Origin of the sequence: Colwellia sp. Bg11-28 (assembly GCF_002836245.1) — a bacterium.
In the GTDB taxonomy this organism is placed as follows: Bacteria; Pseudomonadota; Gammaproteobacteria; order Enterobacterales; family Alteromonadaceae; genus Colwellia; species Colwellia psychrerythraea_A.
The window spans coordinates 183,210-202,209 of sequence record NZ_PJBA01000018.1; the positions used below are offsets into that span (position 1 = coordinate 183,210).

13 protein-coding genes are annotated in these 19,000 nt (G+C 43.1%); 11 read left to right on the forward strand and 2 right to left on the reverse strand.

The genetic code is table 11. The annotated features are described in order from the left end of the window. From fdhF to CXF79_RS18160, 3 genes are read left to right on the forward strand one after another with little or no spacing between them, the layout of a single operon-like run. Positions 1–2,901 carry a formate dehydrogenase subunit alpha gene (gene fdhF, locus CXF79_RS18150; protein ID WP_101157021.1) on the forward strand — a complete coding sequence of 967 codons (2,901 nt, stop codon included), beginning with the start codon at positions 1–3 and terminating at the stop codon, positions 2,899–2,901. After that, complete coding sequence (fdhD, locus tag CXF79_RS18155) at positions 2,876–3,739, forward strand: formate dehydrogenase accessory sulfurtransferase FdhD (protein ID WP_232769244.1); 864 nt, start codon at positions 2,876–2,878, stop codon at positions 3,737–3,739. The genes fdhF and fdhD overlap by 26 nt, the downstream gene beginning before the upstream one ends. Positions 3,740–3,777: 38 nt before the next feature. After that, positions 3,778–4,005, forward strand: a complete 228-nt coding sequence (locus tag CXF79_RS18160; RefSeq protein WP_011044770.1) for a formate dehydrogenase subunit delta — start codon at positions 3,778–3,780, stop codon at positions 4,003–4,005. Between the two features lie 836 nt (positions 4,006–4,841). Here CXF79_RS18160 and CXF79_RS18165 read toward each other — a convergent pair. Next, positions 4,842–6,434 carry a BCCT family transporter gene (locus CXF79_RS18165; protein WP_011044771.1) on the reverse strand — a complete coding sequence of 531 codons (1,593 nt, stop codon included), beginning with the start codon at positions 6,432–6,434 and terminating at the stop codon, positions 4,842–4,844. Between the two features lie 747 nt (positions 6,435–7,181). Continuing rightward, complete coding sequence (locus CXF79_RS18175) at positions 7,182–8,465, reverse strand: aromatic ring-hydroxylating oxygenase subunit alpha (RefSeq protein ID WP_011044773.1); 1,284 nt, start codon at positions 8,463–8,465, stop codon at positions 7,182–7,184. A 352-nt stretch (positions 8,466–8,817) separates the two neighbouring features. On the opposite strand from CXF79_RS18175, the gene CXF79_RS18180 reads away from it, so the two are divergent. The 8 genes from CXF79_RS18180 (at position 8,818) to CXF79_RS18215 (ending at position 18,764) form a co-directional block, all read left to right on the forward strand. After that, complete coding sequence (locus CXF79_RS18180) at positions 8,818–9,915, forward strand: hybrid-cluster NAD(P)-dependent oxidoreductase (RefSeq protein WP_011044774.1); 1,098 nt, start codon at positions 8,818–8,820, stop codon at positions 9,913–9,915. A 219-nt stretch (positions 9,916–10,134) separates the two neighbouring features. Further along, positions 10,135–11,388, forward strand: a complete 1,254-nt coding sequence (gene glyA / locus CXF79_RS18185) for a serine hydroxymethyltransferase (RefSeq protein ID WP_011043287.1) — start codon at positions 10,135–10,137, stop codon at positions 11,386–11,388. A gap of 339 nt (positions 11,389–11,727) precedes the next feature. After that, on the forward strand, positions 11,728–12,978 hold the full coding sequence (locus tag CXF79_RS18190) for a sarcosine oxidase subunit beta family protein (protein ID WP_101157023.1): 1,251 nt from the start codon (positions 11,728–11,730) through the stop codon (positions 12,976–12,978). A 12-nt stretch (positions 12,979–12,990) separates the two neighbouring features. Further along, the gene (locus tag CXF79_RS18195; RefSeq protein ID WP_011043289.1) at positions 12,991–13,290 is read left to right on the forward strand and encodes a sarcosine oxidase subunit delta; all 300 of its coding nucleotides are present in this window, start codon (positions 12,991–12,993) and stop codon (positions 13,288–13,290) included. After that, complete coding sequence (locus CXF79_RS18200; protein ID WP_101157025.1) at positions 13,287–16,310, forward strand: sarcosine oxidase subunit alpha; 3,024 nt, start codon at positions 13,287–13,289, stop codon at positions 16,308–16,310. The genes CXF79_RS18195 and CXF79_RS18200 overlap by 4 nt, the downstream gene beginning before the upstream one ends. After that, the gene (locus CXF79_RS18205) at positions 16,303–16,899 is read left to right on the forward strand and encodes a sarcosine oxidase subunit gamma (protein WP_011043291.1); all 597 of its coding nucleotides are present in this window, start codon (positions 16,303–16,305) and stop codon (positions 16,897–16,899) included. Before CXF79_RS18200 ends, CXF79_RS18205 begins: the two co-directional genes overlap by 8 nt. Before the next feature lie 172 nt (positions 16,900–17,071). Further along, positions 17,072–17,950, forward strand: coding sequence for a formyltetrahydrofolate deformylase (gene purU / locus CXF79_RS18210; RefSeq protein ID WP_101157027.1), 879 nt, complete (start codon positions 17,072–17,074; stop codon positions 17,948–17,950). A 214-nt stretch (positions 17,951–18,164) separates the two neighbouring features. Next, positions 18,165–18,764, forward strand: a complete 600-nt coding sequence (locus CXF79_RS18215) for a helix-turn-helix domain-containing protein (protein WP_011044776.1) — start codon at positions 18,165–18,167, stop codon at positions 18,762–18,764. The last annotated feature ends 236 nt before the right edge of the window (positions 18,765–19,000 follow it).

The window sequence follows — 19,000 nt, forward strand, 5'->3', positions numbered from 1 at the left end:
ATGATAACTTATTATGATCCCAAAACAGAGCCTGCTGCCAATCAATCAGCCGACCTTAGTAAAGATTTAGGCACACCGCCTTCTAAATCTACGGTACAAGTTAGCGTAGAAATTGATGGTGTTACTATTGTTGTACCTGAAGGAACTTCAGTATTACGCGCTGCCGCTATTGCCGATATTAATATTCCCAAATTATGTGCCAGTGATAATTTAGAAGCCTTTGGTTCATGTCGTTTGTGTGCGGTAGAGATCGAAGGCATGCGCGGCATGCCAGCTTCTTGTACTACACCGGTAAGAGAGGGCATGAAGGTACAAACGCAAAATCCTAAAATAGCGACATTACGTCGTAATGTTATGGAACTTTACATTTCAGACCATCCATTAGATTGTCTTACCTGTCCGGCCAATGGCGATTGTGAGCTGCAAGATATGGCAGGTGCCGTCGGTTTACGTGAAGTACGCTATGGTTTTGAAGGAAAAAATCACCTCGACGGAGCAACTGATTCGTCGAATCCTTATTTCAGCTTTGATGATTCTAAATGTATTTCCTGTTCTCGTTGTGTCAGAGCGTGTGAAGAAGTACAAGGTACCTTTGCCTTAACGGTTGAAGGTAGAGGTTTTGATTCACGTATAAGTACTGGTCAAGACACTAACTTTCTAGAATCTGACTGTGTTTCATGTGGTGCCTGTGTACAAGCTTGTCCAACAGCTACACTCACTGAAAAATCTGTAATAGATAATGGCCAGCCAGATCATAGCATCATTACTACCTGCGCTTATTGCGGTGTAGGCTGTTCGTTCCGCGCTGATATGCAAGGCGATAAAGTACTGAGAATGGTGCCAGATAAAAATGGTAAAGCGAACCAAGGACATTCTTGTGTTAAAGGCCGATTTGCTTTTGGCTACGCTACTCATCAGGACAGAATAACTAGCCCGATGATTCGCGATAATATAGAACAAGACTGGCGTGAGGTGAGTTGGGAAGAAGCATTAGCCTTTGCTGCTAAGCGCTTAACCGATATTCAAGAAGAACATGGCCGCAACAGTATCGGCGCGATAACGTCGTCTCGTTGTACCAATGAAGAAACCTATTTAGTACAGAAACTAGTCCGTGCAGTTTTTCAAAATAATAATGTCGATACCTGTGCCCGCGTTTGTCATTCGCCAACAGGTTATGGCCTAAAAGCTACCTTAAACGAGTCAGCAGGAACACAAACCTTTGAATCGGTGATGAAAGCTGATGTGGTACTCATCATTGGCGCCAACCCTACCGATGCGCATCCGGTATTTGGTTCATTACTTAAACGTCGTTTACGCCAAGGGGCTAAATTAGTAGTGGCCGATCCGCGCAGCATCGATCTTATCGACAGTCCGCATACCAAAGCACAACATCATCTTAAACTGCGTCCTGGGACAAACGTGGCATTAATCAATGCCCTCGCCCATGTCATTGTTGATGAAGGTTTAGAAGATGCTGACTTCATTCAAAGTCGTTGTGATGATGCTAGCTTCCAGCAATGGTACAAACATATTCAAGACCAACGCCATTCACCAGAAAACACCATGGAAATTACCGGTGTCGACGCAACAGAGTTACGCGCAGCGGCCAGACTATATGCTAACGCGGGTAACGGCGCTATTTATTACGGTTTAGGTGTTACAGAACATTCTCAAGGCAGTTCATCTGTCATGGCTATTGCTAACTTAGCAATGGTTAGCGGTAATATTGGTCGAGAAGGTGTTGGTGTTAATCCACTGCGCGGCCAAAATAATGTACAAGGCTCTTGTGATATGGGTTCGTTTCCACATGAGTTGCCTGGATACCGCCATGTAAGTGATGAGAGCACGCGCAACTTATTTGAACAAGAATGGCAAGTTTCATTGGATTGTGAGCCTGGTTTGCGCATTCCAAATATGTTCGAAGCAGCAATACACGGTGACTTTAAAGGTTTGTATTGCCAAGGCGAAGATATTGCTCAATCGGATCCAAATACTCAGCATGTACAAAAAGCGTTAAGTTCGATGAAATGCATCATTGTACAAGATATCTTCCTTAACGAGACGGCAAAATACGCCCATGTATTTTTACCCGGCTCATCGTTTATGGAAAAAAATGGTACCTTCACCAATGCTGAACGACGCATTTCTAGAGTACGTAAATTGATGCCAGCACTAGCAGGTAAAGAAGATTGGCAAGTAACGATTGAACTTGCCAAAGTACTCGGTTATGAAATGAATTATGAGCATCCAAGTGAGATAATGGATGAAATTGCCCGCTTAACACCAACATTTAGTGGTGTCAGTTATGAAAGGTTAGATCAGCTTGGCTCTATTCAATGGCCATGTAATGAAAAGTCACCTCTTGGTACGCCAATTATGCATACCGAGGATTTTGTGGGCGAAAAAGGCAAGTTTGCGATTACTGAGTATGTGGCCACACCTGAAAAAGCGAATAAGCATTTTCCGTTGTTATTGACCACAGGCCGTATTTTAAGCCAGTATAATGTTGGCGCACAAACAAGACGTACTGCCAATCAAGTTTGGCACGATGAAGATGTATTAGAAATCCACCCTAATGACGCTGAAGATCGTGGCATAAATGATGGTGATTGGGTAGGTATTGCCAGTCGTGCAGGTACCACCGCACTACGCGCACTCATTAGTCAACGCGTTCAACCAGGGGTTGTTTATACTACCTTCCATCACCCGTTAAGTGGTGCCAATGTAGTCACCACTGACAATTCTGATTGGGCAACTAACTGTCCTGAATATAAGGTAACAGCAGTGCAAGCAACTAAAGTTGATGAGCCGTCGCAATGGCAAGCAGAATACGCCCAGTTCAGTCAGCGACAAGCGAAATACTTAAAGAATAAAAATGGGGGGGAAGTTGCTAAAACATGACATTACAGTAGCAGACACTGACGTTAATGTGCCTACAGCACAGCAGCGTCAAGTGCTGCGCTGTACCAACGACACTCTAACAACAGCGATGGACGACATCGCTGAAGAGACTGCTATTGCCTTGGTTTATAACGGCATTTCTCATGTGGTGATGATGAGTACACCCAATGATTTGTACGACTTGGCAATCGGCTTTAGTTTAAGCGAGAAAATTGTCGATGACGCTAGTGAAATACTTGATATAAGTGCGACTAAACAAGCATTAGGCATTGAAGTAAATATCACAGTATCCAATCGAGCAGTTTGGCGCTTAAAACAACAACGTCGCAATATGACGGGTCGCACTGGTTGTGGTTTGTGTGGTGCTGAGTCGTTACAACAAGCGATGAAAAATCAACAAACTTCGATAGCTGATGGACAAAAAAACAAAAAAGCACCGCGAGAATTGAGTGAGTTAACTAATTTGGCGATACAAAAAGCTGTAGTTGACTTGCAAGCGCACCAACCATTGCAACAGATGACTGGTGCAGTGCATGCTGCTGCTTGGTGTGATGAAAATGGCAGCATTAAACTCATTCGCGAAGATATTGGCCGACACAACGCATTAGACAAGCTTATTGGCGCACTCAGTGCGTCAAAAATTGTCATTAACCATAGCAGTTTTTTGCTCATTTCTAGCCGTGCTAGTTATGAAATGATCAGCAAAGCACAAGTTGCAGGTATTAGTATGTTGGTAGCGGTTTCGGCCCCAACCGCTTTGGCGATAAACATAGCAAAAAACACTGGTATGACGTTAGTGGGGTTTGCCCGTAACGGTCGTCATACCATTTACAGTTAAACTAATTACAGTAAAACAAAGAAGCAAGAGAGCAGCATATGTCAGATGATCGTTTAAAATATGTGGTAGATATGGCCAATCAAATTGCGGTTAATTTATTACATGGTAAAGAACAGCAACAATGTGTGACTGAGATTAGTCATCACATCAATCGTTTTTGGGCGCCAAGCATGCGTGCACAACTTGCAGAAGCGGCAAACAATGATAACTATCAGCTCGAAGCTATGGTTATTTTAGCGCTCAAGCAAATCAAGAACGAGCAATAACACACTAGATATCACAGTATTAATGGCGATGATAATCGCCATTTTTTTCATTCAAACTTCCGCTGTTAATTGTCAAAACTATCCAATCACGCCCCTTTTCATCCAATTCCCCGTATTACCAATAGTAGAATTCACAAAGCTTTAAGCAATGATATATTGTCCAAAAAAACGTCGCTAGTCGTTTTAAAGATAATCAACTACGTCGTTATTTATTTAATAATTAACACTGCATGAATGCAGCTTATTAGACAATGCAAGAGCATATTGTCCTGAACAACTAGTTATTAAACTGAACTACATACCGGCTAAAGACGGTAGGTTCTTTTGCGGACTGAAAGTCCTATAGTGATCGTTGTACTCATATCCTTCCAAGTTAAATTGTCGGGCCTCGCTACGCTCGTGCCGACCTACCAAAGCTAAGCTGGTTTATTCCGTAGGTCGATGCTTGCCTCGACAAAAAGAATTATACCAGGACTTTCGCCTATCAATTTTTCATTGACGATATAAATCTGCATGTTCTTTATATATCTTTTCGGTTAACTCAGTTGCCACTTAACACTGTGATTTCTTTCTTTCCTACTGCGTTCTAAAGTCAACGGCTAGCTAAAGCTACTCATCTAAAGATGAGGGTTTTAACACACGTTCGGACTAATAAATTCCTTGTATTTGGCCATTTTCCCTACGTATAAAGTAGATCACTTAATTAATGAAACTGGTATTAATCGGCCTTTAATTTTTCCTTTACCTAAAGTAAAAAAAACCTGTAATTAGTGACAAAAAAGCCAGAGCATATTACCGCTCTGGCCTTGTTAATTAACACTTATCTTAATTTTTCACTAGTTAGTCACTAGCTTAGCTGGAGCGTATACCGCAGGAGTCAACTTCTCCTCTTTTAGCGATCTCATTAAACCCCACATCATAACTATCATGACTAATGAAAAAGGTAATGCGGCGGTAATAGCGGCTGTTTGCAGACCTTTCAATCCGCCTACCAACAGTAAGATGGCCGCGACAGCGCCTTCACCTAATCCCCATGCTACACGATGAGCCGTTGGTGGATGTTCATTACCCATTGACAAAATAGTGGTAACCACTAACGTGCCTGAATCTGATGAAGTAATGAAGTAGGTCGCAATAAGTAATGTCGCCATAAATGCTGCGATAGTACCCATGAAGCCAGCATCAAGCTTGTCTAATGTTACATATAGCGCTGAAGTTACATCTGCCTTAACAGCATCAACAATACCCGCTTGTCCAACAGCAGCAACTAGTTCTCCTGCTTCATTGGTTACTTGATGGAACAGCTCTAGGTATATAGCGGTGCCTCCGAAAAGAGTTAACCAAATAAAACCTAGCATAGTGGGTACTAACAATACGCCAACAATAAACTCACGAATGGTACGACCTTTAGAGATACGCGCAATAAACATACCTACAAATGGTGCCCAAGACATCCACCAACCCCAATAAAATGCGGTCCACCAAGATTGCCACTGACTATTTTCGTTAGCATCAGTCCAGGTACTTAGTGATAAGACATTACCTAAATAATCACCAGTACTTTGCAATACAGCACCCAATAAATAACGAGTAGGACCAAAACAAAGTAAAAATACCAAAATACCAATGGTCAACCACATATTGACTTCCGATAAGATTTTTACACCTTTACCGACACCTGATACCACTGAAATTGTCGCAATAGCAGAAATAACAGCAATCAGTATAATTTGATTACTCAGAGAAACCTCCATACCAAACATGGTATTAAGGCCAGTATTCATTTGAGTAACGCCTAAACCTAACGACGTTGCTACACCAAATACAGTACCAAACACGGCAAGCACATCAACTGCATGCCCAATAGGACCGTACATTTTTTTCCCAATTAATGGGTAAAGTGCTGAACGGATGGTCAAAGGTAATTTCTTTCTATAAGAAAAATAAGCCAACGACAAACCAACAACTACATAAATTGCCCATGGGTGAAGCCCCCAATGGAAAAAGGTTAGACGCATCGCTACTTGTGCTGCTTCCGGCGTTAATCCTTCAGTGATAAATGGATTACTTTGAAAGTGGTAAATAGGCTCCGCAATAGACCAAAAGACTAAACCTATACCCATTCCTGCACTAAATAACATGGAAAACCACGAGAAGTTACTGTATTCAGGTCTTGAGTCATCATCACCTAAACGTAAGTTACCGTAGCGACTAAATGCCAGCCAGATACAGAAGAACAAGAATATTGCAACAATGCCAATGTAATACCATTTAAGATAAGACAGTATCCAACCCGATACCGCCGTAAATAATGCTGCTGTTTGTTCAGTGAAAAACACACCGCACAAAACAAACAGAGTAATTATAGCCATTGATACAAGTGTTGTAACTGGATTCATGCCTTTTAACAGACCATGATTCGCTACCATGAGAAACCACCTTTTTTTTAGTTGTTATAAGTAAAAGTATAGATTTCTATAAACTGTTAATTTAGGTATCAGTTTATAAGCATCTAGATGAAAAATGTGCATTTACATTTATTATTAATAAGTGACTTACTTATAATTGGAGTTCACTTACAATAATTTTCTGTCAAGTTAATTGAAAAAATCAACTTATCCCATTAAGTCAGAGTTGATTTAGATCAAGGTATCTAAACACGACACCGAAAGAACATGTACCGACTTATAGCCATTCCACTTGTAGATTCAGAATTCTGCTGGAATTATAAACATATTTAGGTAAGCCTTTTGATGCTCACTAAGTGATAAATTTATTGAAATCTGTCTATACCCAAGCTACTTGAAGATGCTAGCTTCAGGATGCCTGAGCTAGTCATGATCAAGGTGTCTCTTTTTATTAATGGTTACTCCCTTAAAAAAGGAGACAACGAAGTGCATGGTTAGCTGAGACATCTCCGCAGGGCTGGTTTAAAAACGATTTATGCAGCTTTATTGATTTCGACAATGGAACGACTATTCTCTTTAATCGAAGCCTTGCCTAAATACGTTTTTAATTCCAGCTGAATCCTGCATATTCATGTGGCTTGGGTATATATTCAGACAAAAAAAACCAGCGATATAAATCACTGGTTTCAAGGCTGGTAATGAATTAACTCGACAACACGGTGGAAATGGCCCCCTTATTATTCAAAGACGGCGTTATCCACTAGCTGTTTAACTCTTTTCAGCTGACGCTTTAATATTACTTTGCATCGTATGGCTGAACCAATCGATAAAATTCACCACGCCAAACTCAAAGGTCGTTGAGTAAGGTCCAGGTTGGTAAGCCTTAGAATTAATACCTTTTTGATTATTCTCAGCTAACGTTCTGTCTTGCACATTGGTTGCATCCCATACTTGGCGTAATTGGGCAACATCATAATCAACACCTTCTACTGCGTCTTTATGGACTATCCACTTGGTGGTTACTTGAGTTTTTTGTGCGCCTAATGGGATCACCTGAAAGGCAATTAAATGATCTCCCATCGCGTGACTCCACGAGTTAGGTAGGTGCAAAATTCGCATCGAACCCAGATCAGGGTTTTTAATACGGCCCATTAATTTTTTACAACCCGCTTTACCGTCAATCGTCATAGATACTGTGCCTTCAAGTAAAGGCATACGTACTATGCGGTTACGTAAACCATGGCCATGTGAAACATGCTTATACGGGATACCTTCTGCTTCCCACATTGCTTGTTTAGCCGCTACCTGTGCCTTGAATTCATCACTAGCGCGTGGATCTTCAGTATCATCCCACTCTAATAAAGTATTTAATAGTTCAGGGTGATTGCCGCTACAGTGATAACACTCACGGTTATTTTCAATCACTAACTTCCAGTTAGCATCTTCAATTAAAGTGCTTTCTACAGCGACCTTACAATTATCTAAATCATATGGTTCTAGGTAATGGGTTAAATCATCGAAGAAACCATCGATATTTGTTGGATTTTCACTCAGAGAAACAAAAATATAACCACCAGCAACACGACAATTAACTTTGTGCAGACCATAATCATTCTTATCGAAATCATCGCCCATTTCAGTGCCTGCAAAGAGTAAATTGCCATCTAATTCATAAGTCCATTGATGATAAGGACATACTAACTTAGGTACCTTACCTTGTTTAACTAAACAAATTTTAGAACCACGATGACGACAAGTATTATGAAAAGCGCGTACTTCACCATTTTGATCTCTGATAACAGTAATCGGGTTATCGCCAATATCTAAGGTGATAAAATTACCATTATCTGGAATTTCGCCAGTGATGCCAACGAACAGCCATTCTTTGTAAAAAATTTGTTCCATTTCTACTTGAAAAACATCGGCGTCGCTATAAAACTGCTGTGGTAAAGAAAACGTTATTGGGTGTTTTTCTAATGCATCCGCAACAGCCTGCGCTGATTTATTTGGTGAAGTAACTAGTAAACTTTCGTGTTCATGTGAGCAAGACATAAGTAATTCCTCTGTTCTTTATATTCGACAAAATAGATGTCGCTTTTTTTTAGTTAAAATGAACAACTTTATCGAATCAAGTGTTCACATTATTTGTTGTTAGATATTGAGTCTCACGGCGTCAATCGGTTTACCTAAAAACGACCAAAAAGCGAATTAATACCGACCAAAAAGCGAATTAATACCAGCCAAAAAAAGTAATTATTAAATAAATTGATCTAGATCAAAATTATTACACAAAGGATAATTTTTAGAGCTGGCAAAAACGACTACATTCATGTCGCTTTTAGTTAAGTGGTTGATAAGTACTTAGCGCATCGTATTGCCATAACTATAATATTCGGATCCACTCATGATAAACACCTCCCAATACTCTGTTAACACGCAAACATGGACCAATGGGCGTCACGATGTTCAATGCGTTAAAGTGATTGACGAAACCATTGATGCACGTACCTATTGCTTTACCAGCACAGAGCCTGTAATGCACTTTTTCAAACCTGGCCAATTCGTGACGCTAGAATTAGAAATTGACGGTATGCAAGTATTGCGTAGTTACACTATTTCATCATCTCCTTCAGTGCCATACAGTTTTTCAATCACTGTAAAAAGAATGCCTGGAGGTCAAGTATCAAATTGGCTGCATGATAACCTTAAACAAGGTGATCAAATCGCGGTGCATGGCCCGGTAGGTATATTCAATTGCATCGATATTACGGCCGAAAAAGTTTTATTACTCTCTGGTGGTGTTGGTATAACACCAGTGATGTCAATGGCCCGTTGGTGGTTTGATACCAACGGTGATGTTGATATGGTTTTTGCCCATAGTGCCCGCACCCCTAAGGACATAATATATCGTCGCGAACTTGAGTATATGGATTCCAGAATAACTAACTTCAATCTCAACTTTATTTGTGAGAGGTATGACATTGGCGATAGCTGGAGCGGTTTTTGTGGCTTCTTCGATGAACAAAAGCTTCGAATGATAGCGCCTGATTTTCTCGATCGCACCATTTATTGTTGTGGACCGACGCCTTATATGACTGCTGTCAAAAGTATGTTGCAAAATATAGGCTTTGACATGGCCAATTACCATGAAGAAAGTTTTGGTGCGCCACCGGAAGAAGCACAACTCGACGCTGAACAGCAAATGGAAGATGCCGCAGGCGAATCAATCGATGACGATACTTTAATAGAAGTAGCATTTAGCAAAACGGGTAAATCAGTCAAGATACAACCCGGTGGCACAGTGCATTTAGCCGCTTCACAAGTTGGCCTTCATATTCCTAAAGCTTGTGGTATGGGCATATGCGGCACCTGTAAAGTGAAAAAAATTCATGGTGAAGTGATTATGTCACATAACGGTGGCATCACAGATGAAGATGTTGCTGATGGATATATTCTTAGCTGCTGTAGTGTTCCTCAAGGTGATGTTTCAGTCGAATATTAAAATTTAGACCCATTCCACATGAAGATACAGGATTCAACGGGTATATATACCCGTTCCACTTGAAGATGATATTTTAACTAAAATATCATCTTTTTTTTTTATGTCGTAAATAGATGTAAAAAAGACGTTAGCTGAATGGTTAGCCACTATTTAGCAAGCTACTATCGACTTAATCCAAAACAAAAAAACTACGGCGAATTGAGCCGCGGAGAAAGCAAAATGTTTTACAAAAATGATCAAATAGCCGGTTTCGATGACAGTATTTGGCAAGCCATGGAGCAAGAAGACAAACGTCAACAAGATCACGTTGAATTAATTGCCTCAGAAAACTATACCAGTGCGCGCGTGATGCAAGCCCAAGGCAGTCAACTGACTAACAAATACGCCGAAGGTTATCCTGGTAAACGTTATTACGGCGGCTGTGAACACGTTGATGTGATTGAGCAACTGGCAATTGATCGTGCAAAAGAATTGTTCGGCGCTGATTATGCCAATGTGCAACCTCATTCTGGCTCACAAGCCAATGCCGCAGTCTTTATGGCCTTGCTTAAGCCCGGTGAAACGGTGCTGGGCATGAGCTTAGCGCACGGTGGTCATTTAACCCACGGCTCTAAAGTAAGCTTCTCTGGTAAAATTTATAACGCAGTGCAATACGGCTTAAATGAAGCAACCGGTGAAATTGACTACGAAGAAGTCGAGCGTCTTGCAAAAGAGCATCAACCGAAAATGATCATTGCCGGTTTCTCAGCGTATTCACGTGTGGTTGATTGGCAGCGTTTTCGTGACATTGCCGATAGCATTGGCGCCTGGTTATTTGTCGATATGGCGCACGTAGCTGGTTTAGTGGCAGCAGGTCTTTATCCTAATCCTGTACCGATTGCGGATGTGGTAACCACCACTACCCATAAAACCTTACGTGGTCCACGTGGCGGCTTGATTTTAGCGAAACAAAATGACGAACTGGCTAAGAAATTAAATTCAGCGGTATTCCCTGCCGGTCAAGGTGGCCCATTGATGCATGTTATCGCGGCCAAAGCGATTTGTTTCAAAGAAGCACTTGGTGAGGGTTATGTTGAGTATCAGCAACAGGTTATCGATAACGCCCGTGAAATGGCAAAAACATTCCAAACCCGTGGTTATAACGTAGTTTCTGGTGGTACGGACAATCACCTGTTTTTATTGGATTTAATCGATAAAGGTATTACCGGTAAAGACGCCGATGCTGCGCTGGGCCGCGCCAATATCACGGTCAATAAAAACTCCGTGCCTAACGACCCACAATCGCCATTTGTCACCAGTGGTCTGCGTATCGGCACACCGGCCATCACCAGTCGTGGTTTTGGACTTGAAGAAGCAGCAGCATTAACGGGTTGGATTTGTGATGTGTTAGATGACATTAGCAATGAGCAAGTGATTGATGACGTGCGAAGTAAAGTGTTGGACTTATGTGAAAAAAATCCGGTCTACCGCTAATTAATACCCAAGCTGCTTCAAAAGGCGAGTTTCAGGTTGCCTGAGCGGGGCATGGTCAAGGCACATCTTTTTATTAATAGTTGTTCTATTAAAAACAGATGTAACGATGAACATGTTTTGCTCAGTCATCCCCGCAGGGCTGGTTTAGAAACGTTTTAAGCTGCGTTATTGATGTTGAGAAGGGACAGCCATTCTCTGCAATCAATGCCTTGCTTAAAGACGTTTCTAATGCCAGCTGAATTCTGCATTTTGAAGTAACTTGGGTATTTACCCACGGAGCGCTAAGCGGCTTAGCTATCCTTGTTTAGCCAATAATACAATGTAGAAAAAGGGTATACCATGCAACAATATTCAGGATTTGGTTTATTAAAACACTCGTTAACTTACCACGAGAATTGGCAGCGGGTTTGGAGTAATCCTACCCCGAAAAAACACTATGATGTTGTTATCATAGGCGGTGGTGGACATGGCCTGGCAACGGCTTATTATTTAGCGAAAGAGCATGGCATCACTAACATTGCCGTGATTGAAAAAGGTTATTTAGGCGGCGGTAATACCGCGCGTAATACCACCATAGTGCGTTCAAACTATTTATGGGACGAAGCGTCACATTTGTATGAGCATTCCTTAAAATTATGGGAAGGCTTAGCACAAGAGCTGAACTATAACTTGATGTTTAGTCAACGCGGTGTATTAAACCTAGGTCATACCTTACAAGACATGCGTGATATTGAACGCCGCGTGAATGCTAACCGTCTTAACGGCATTGATGGTGAAGTCTTAACCACCGCACAAGTACAAGAAATGGTGCCTATTTTAGATTGCTCAACCAATGCACGTTTTCCGGTGATGGGCGCTTCATGGCAAGCCCGTGCAGGTACGGCTCGTCACGATGCGGTTGCCTGGGGTTTTGCTCGCGCAGCTGATGCGTTAGGGGTTGATTTATTACAGCAAACGGAAGTCACGGGCATTCGCCGCAAAGATGGCGCAGTAGAGGGCGTTGAAACCAATCGCGGCTTTATTTCGGCCGGTAAAGTGGCGTGTGTCGCTGCGGGTAACTCCAGTGTTATCGCCAAGATGGTGGGCATGGAATTACCGCTTGAATCTCATCCACTGCAAGCGATGGTATCAGAGCCATTAAAACCAGTTTTAAATACCGTGGTCATGTCCAATCATGTACATGGTTATGTCAGTCAATCCGATAAAGGTGACTTGGTCATCGGCGCGGGTATTGATGGTTATACCGGTTATGGTCAGCGCGGCTCTTTTAATGTGGTTGAGCATACTATTGCCGCCATTATCGAAATGTTTCCTATTTTCAGTCGTGTGCGCCTTAATCGCGCCTGGGGCGGCGTGGTTGATACGTGCCCAGATGCCTGTCCTATCATTTCGAAAACACACATCAAAGGACTGTATTTTAACTGTGGTTGGGGCACGGGTGGTTTTAAAGCCACGCCGGGCGCAGGACATGTGTTTGCGCATACTATCGCCCACGATGAGCCACACCCGTTAGCCAAACCCTTTAGTATCGACCGCTTTTCATCAGGCGAATTAATTGACGAACACGGCGCTGCCGGTGTTGCGCACTAAGAGGAATTTATTATGTTACTTATCCACTGTCCTTATTGTGAAGAGCTGCGCGAAGAAGAAGAGTTTAGCCCTGCTGGGCAAGCTCATATCGTGCGCCCACTTCAACCCGAAGAAATTAGTGATGAGCAATGGGCACGTTACTTGTTTTTCCGTAAAAACCCGCGCGGTTTACATCACGAGATGTGGCTACACGCCGCCGGTTGTCGCAAATATTTCAACGCGACCCGAAACACCGTGACCTATGAAATCATGGAAACTTACAAAATGGGCCTAAAGCCCAGTGTTACCGCTAGTGAAGAGGGCCAATCATGAGCCAAGTTAATCGGATCGCTGGAAGCAGCAAACGCATTAATCGCAACCGCACCTTAACCTTTAGCTTTAACGGCAAAGAGTATAAAGGTTTTGAAGGCGATACCGTCGCATCAGCCTTGTTAGCTAATGGTGTTGATGTCGTTGGGCGTAGTTTTAAGTACTCACGTCCTCGCGGTATTATTACCAGTGACTCGCAAGAGCCGAACGCCATTTTTCAAATTGGCTCGACGCAAGCGACCACTATTCCGAATCCGCGCGCGACACAAACCGACTTGTATCAAGGATTAACCGCAAGCTCAACCAACGGTTGGCCTAATGTTGATTTCGATTTAATGGGCACCGTGGGCAAATTAGGTGGCTCGATGATGCCGCCCGGGTTTTATTACAAAACCTTTATGTTTCCACAATCGTTATGGATGTCATACGAGCACTTAATTCGCAAAGGCGCTGGTTTAGGGGCAAGTCCTCAGCAAAGTGACCCGGACAGTTATGACAAAATGCACCATCATTGTGATGTGATGATTGTCGGTGGTGGCCCAGCGGGCTTAGCCGCAGCGTTATCTGCTGCGCAAACAGGCGCACGCGTTATCATCAGTGATGAGCAAAATGAATTTGGCGGCAGTTTATTATGCTCAACGCAGCAAATAGATGGCCAATTGCCGAGTCAATGGGTAGAAAAAACCGTGGCACAGCTTAGCGAGATGGATAACGTGATGTTACTTCCTCGCAGCACGGTGTTTGGTTATTACGACCATAACCTAGTGGGCATTAATGAACGTCGCACCGACCATTTAGGTGAGCATCAACTGCAAAGCACCCGTCAACGTGTGCACAAAGTGCGCGCTAAACAAGTGATTTTGGCCACCGGTGCTCATGAGCGTCCGCTGGTGTATGGTAACAATGACGTGCCAGGTTGTATGTTAGCCAATGCAATTTCTACCTACATTAATCGCTATGATGTGGTGCCAGGTAATCAGTTGGTGTTAATGACCACCAATGATAATGCTTACAAAACAGCGATTGATTGGCATCAAGCCGGTCGTAAAGTGGTTGCTATCGTTGATACGCGAAGCACCTCAAATGGCGACTTGGTCAATAAGGTCAAAAAACTGGGCATCGATATCATCTTTGGCCATGGCGTGATTGAAGTTAAAGGCAGCAAACGCGTCAAAGGCGTTGAGGTTGCGCCAATCAATGCGAGTAATCACAGTGTTACCGGTCCAGCGAAACATATTGTCTGTGATACGGTTGCCAGCTCGGGTGGTTGGAGCCCTGTTATTCATTTGTCATCACACACAGGCTCGCGTCCGGTGTGGAACGACGACATTGCGGGCTTTGTCCCTGGTGATACCGTACAAAAGCAACACAGTTGCGGTGGACTGGAAGGCGTTTACGCGTTATCAAAAGTCATCAGTGATGGTTTCACCACTGGCGCTGTCGCAGCAGAGGCCGCGGGCAAAGGTGATGGACGTTATGCGGGGAACTCGCCAACAACCAGCGACCCACAAGAAGATGCGTCCATGGCGCTGTTTCACATACCGCACAGTAAAAAAACCAGTCGCGCGCCAAAGCAGTTTGTTGATTATCAAAATGATGTCACGGCCGCAGGTATTGAGCTGGCTAACCGTGAAGGCTTTGAGTCGATTGAGCATGTCAAACGCTACACCGCGTTAGGTTTTGGCACGGACCAAGGCAAGTTAGGTAATATCAACGGCATGGCGATTACCGCTAAATCGTTAGGTAAAACCATTCCTGAAACGGGCACCACTATCTTCCGCCCTATGTATACCCCCACCACGTTTGGCGCCTTAGCGGGTGCGGATGTGAAGCACTTGTTCGACCCAGCACGTTTTAGCGCTATGCATAAATGGCATTTAGAAAATGGCGCTGAGTTTGAAGATGTGGGCCAATGGAAACGCCCGTGGTACTTCCCACAGCCAGGCGAAACCATGCAGCAATCACTCGAGCGTGAATGTTTAGCAACACGTAACAGTGTCGGCATTTTAGATGCCTCGACCTTAGGTAAAATTGATATTCAAGGTAAAGATGCACGCGAATTTTTAAACCGTGTTTATACCAACCCATGGAGCAAATTAGGCGTTGGCAAATGTCGCTACGGCGTCATGTGTAAAGAAGACGGTATGGTCTTTGATGATGGTGTTACCGTCTGTCTTGACGATAATCGTTTTATCATGACCACTACCACCGGCGGCGCGGCGGGCGTATTGCAATGGTTAGAGCTATGGCATCAAACTGAGTGGCCTGAGCTGGAGGTGTATTTCTCAACCGTGACTGACCATTGGTCAACCATGACTATCTCAGGACCTAACTCACGTAAAGTCTTAGAGAAAATCTGTGATATTGATGTCAGTAATGACAGTTTCAAGTACATGGATTGGCGCGCAGCGACGGTTGCGGGGGTTAAAGCACGCATTTTCCGTATCTCGTTTACCGGCGAGCTGTCGTTCGAAATTAACGTGCAAGCGAACTATGGCATGCATGCCTGGAAAGCGGTGATGGCGGCCGGTGAAGAGTTTAATATCACCCCGTATGGCACCGAAACTATGCATATTTTACGTGCAGAAAAAGGCTTTATCATTGTCGGACAAGACACTGATGGCTCGGTGACGCCACAAGATTTAGACATGGACTGGGTTGTGGGTAAGAAAAAAGACTTTAGCTTTATTGGTAAACGCTCTTGGACGCGCTTTGACAATAAACGTGACGATCGTAAACAAATGGTGGGCTTGAAACCGAAAGACCCTACTTTTGTTTTACCCGAAGGCGCACAAATTGTCTTTGAGAAAAACCAATCCATCCCAATGAAAATGGTGGGTCACGTTACCTCAAGTTATTACAGTGCTTGTATGGGCTACTCGTTTGCCTTAGCAGTCGTTAAAGGCGGTATTAGCCGCAAAGGTGAGAGTGTCTATTTGCCATTAAGTGATGGCACCACCGTGGAAGCTGAAATTTGCAGCCCAGTATTTTATGATCCAAAGGGAGACCGTCAAAATGTCTAACTCAATCCAAGTAGAATCGCCGCTACACCATGCTCAACTTGACCAATTAATTGGCCAATCAAGCGCGGGTGGCATTGTCTTGCATGAGCATAAGTTATTGGGTCACCTTAACTTACGTGGCAACTGTGCGGATGCTGAATTTTTAGCGGGTGTACAAGAAGCACTCGGGGTCGCACTGCCTATTACGCCGTGTAGCAGCGCCAAGAGTGAGCTCGCACAAATCATGTGGTTAGCGCCCGATGAATGGTTAATTATTGTCGCCTCAGGCAATGAAGATGAAGTCGAGCAAAAGCTGCGTTCGTATTTAACCGGCCACTTTGCCGTCAGTGATATCAGTGGCGCGCAAACCCTGATAGAACTGAGTGGTGAGCATGTTATCGACTTGATGAAAAAATCGACCGGTTATGATTTACACCTCGATAGCTTTCCCGTGGGTAAAGTCGTGGGTACCACCTTTGCTAAAACGGGTGCGCATATCTTGCGCGTGAGCGAAGATTCGTTTCAGCTGGTGGTACGTCGCAGTTTTTCTGACTATGTGTGGTTATGGATCCAACAAGGTAGCCAAGAATACGGCCTGACGATCGTTTAACGCTTGTTTAGCTAAAACCAATCGCCCCTTAACGCACATTGTTTGTTGTTTCAATGCGCGTTAAGGGTAGCGATCACTCATTATAAAACCGCTTATGTTTAACTGAATAGCTTGAATGCATAAAATCATTCTGTTCAAACTAAGCGGTTTTCACTTCAAAATAGGATCGAACATGTCCGATATCAAACCTGTATCGCGAACGCATATTATTACCGCCGATTGTCCTAGTCGTCCTGGCACGGTTGATGTGGTGACCCGTTTTTTGTGCGAAAAAGGCTTCTATATTAATGAAATTCACTCGTTTGATGATACCGCGGTCAATCGTTTTTTCATTCGCATAGAATTTAGAGCACAAACGGCGACAGACTTTAGCGCTGAGGCGTTTAGTGAAGAATTTGAGCAACGCGCCAGTGAATTTGAGATGCAATGGCAACTAGCCTCCAGTCCGTATAAATCCAAAGTTGTGATCATGGTGTCAAAGCACGATCATTGCTTGAATGACTTATTATACCGTTATCGCACCGGCGATTTGGATATTGAGATCCCCGCGATCATCTCTAATCACCCAGATTTAGAAGAGCTCGCTAAATGGCATGGAATTCCTTATTACCACCTGCCCATCACGAAGGACACTAAACCTGAGCAAGAAGCCAAGGTCTGGCAGATTATTCAAGAATCAGAGGCGGACTTGGTGGTCTTAGCACGTTATATGCAGGTCTTATCGAGCGATTTGTGTCAAAAGCTGTCCGGTAAAGCCATTAATATTCACCACTCGTTATTACCCGGTTTCAAAGGCGCAAGACCGTATTTTCAAGCCTATGACCGTGGCATTAAGTTAGTGGGCGCGACTGCGCATTATGTCAGTGATGACCTCGATGAAGGGCCAATCATCAGCCAAGGCGTTGAGACGGTTGACCACGGTTATTATCCTAAAGACTTAGCGGCTAAAGGACGTGATATAGAATGTTTAACGCTGTCGCGCGCGGTGCGTTGTCATATCGAACATCGCATATTCATGTATGGGAAAAAGACCGTGGTCTTTTCTAAGTAGGGGCTCTTAGTCGCCACTTACTAATCGCCACTCTTATTAGAAATAATCAACGACAACGTTTATTCATTTATCGTAAACATTGTCGCTGTTTGTTAAGTATTAACCCTCATTTGCAAAGGTACGTTTGTCTATTTATAGCGTATTAATGTCTCTTGAACTGCTCACTCTGCTTGCTAAATGACATGATGAGCAATAGTGTAAAAAGGACATCTAAATGTCAATGACAGTAACAAGCAGTAAACATGATGTGCGAGCAATTGGCGCTATTAGCATAGGCGCGCAGCTAAAGTCGATCCGAATAAGGAACAAGCTAACCCTTAGAGAGGCGGCTAACCTGACTAACTTGGCAGCTTCAACCTTATCTAAAATTGAGAATGAACAAATTTCGCCAACCTTTACTGTGATGCAGAAGTTAGCAACCGGTTTAAATATCGAGTTACCGCAATTATTTACTAAACCAACAGTGGCTCAAGCGGTTGGGCGTCGTGATATAACGTTAAAGGACCAAGGTAATTATCATTTAACCTCCACGTATGAGCATGAATTACTGTCCACGCAATTTAGCCATAAAAAAATGATGCCATACAAGTGCAGAGTTCACGCGCGCAGTTTCGATGACTTCGGTGAATGGGTTCGCCATAGTGGCGAAGAGTACATGTTGGTGTTAGAAGGCGAAGTCCAGTTGGTGACTGAATTCTATGAACCGGTGAATTTGGTGGAAGGTGATAGTGTCTATTATGATGCAATGATGGGGCATTTAGTTATTTCTGTCAGTGAAGACGATGCACAAATTCTCTGGGTAACTGCCAAGTAACGTCTCTATATAGCGATCCACAAACGATCCATGCGTTCAATTTAGTTTAACACGACTAAAATAAAACCTTATTCGCTGATTTTATAGTTCTTTAGTGAAGTTGACTCCTGAGCTGTGATAACCAATTAACCCATCTAACAATCAGATCTTTCAACTAAAAATCATTTGTAGAAGAGTAAAGATTGTCGATCATTTTATTCTCTAATGTAGCACTTCTCATTCTTTTTAAACTAGTT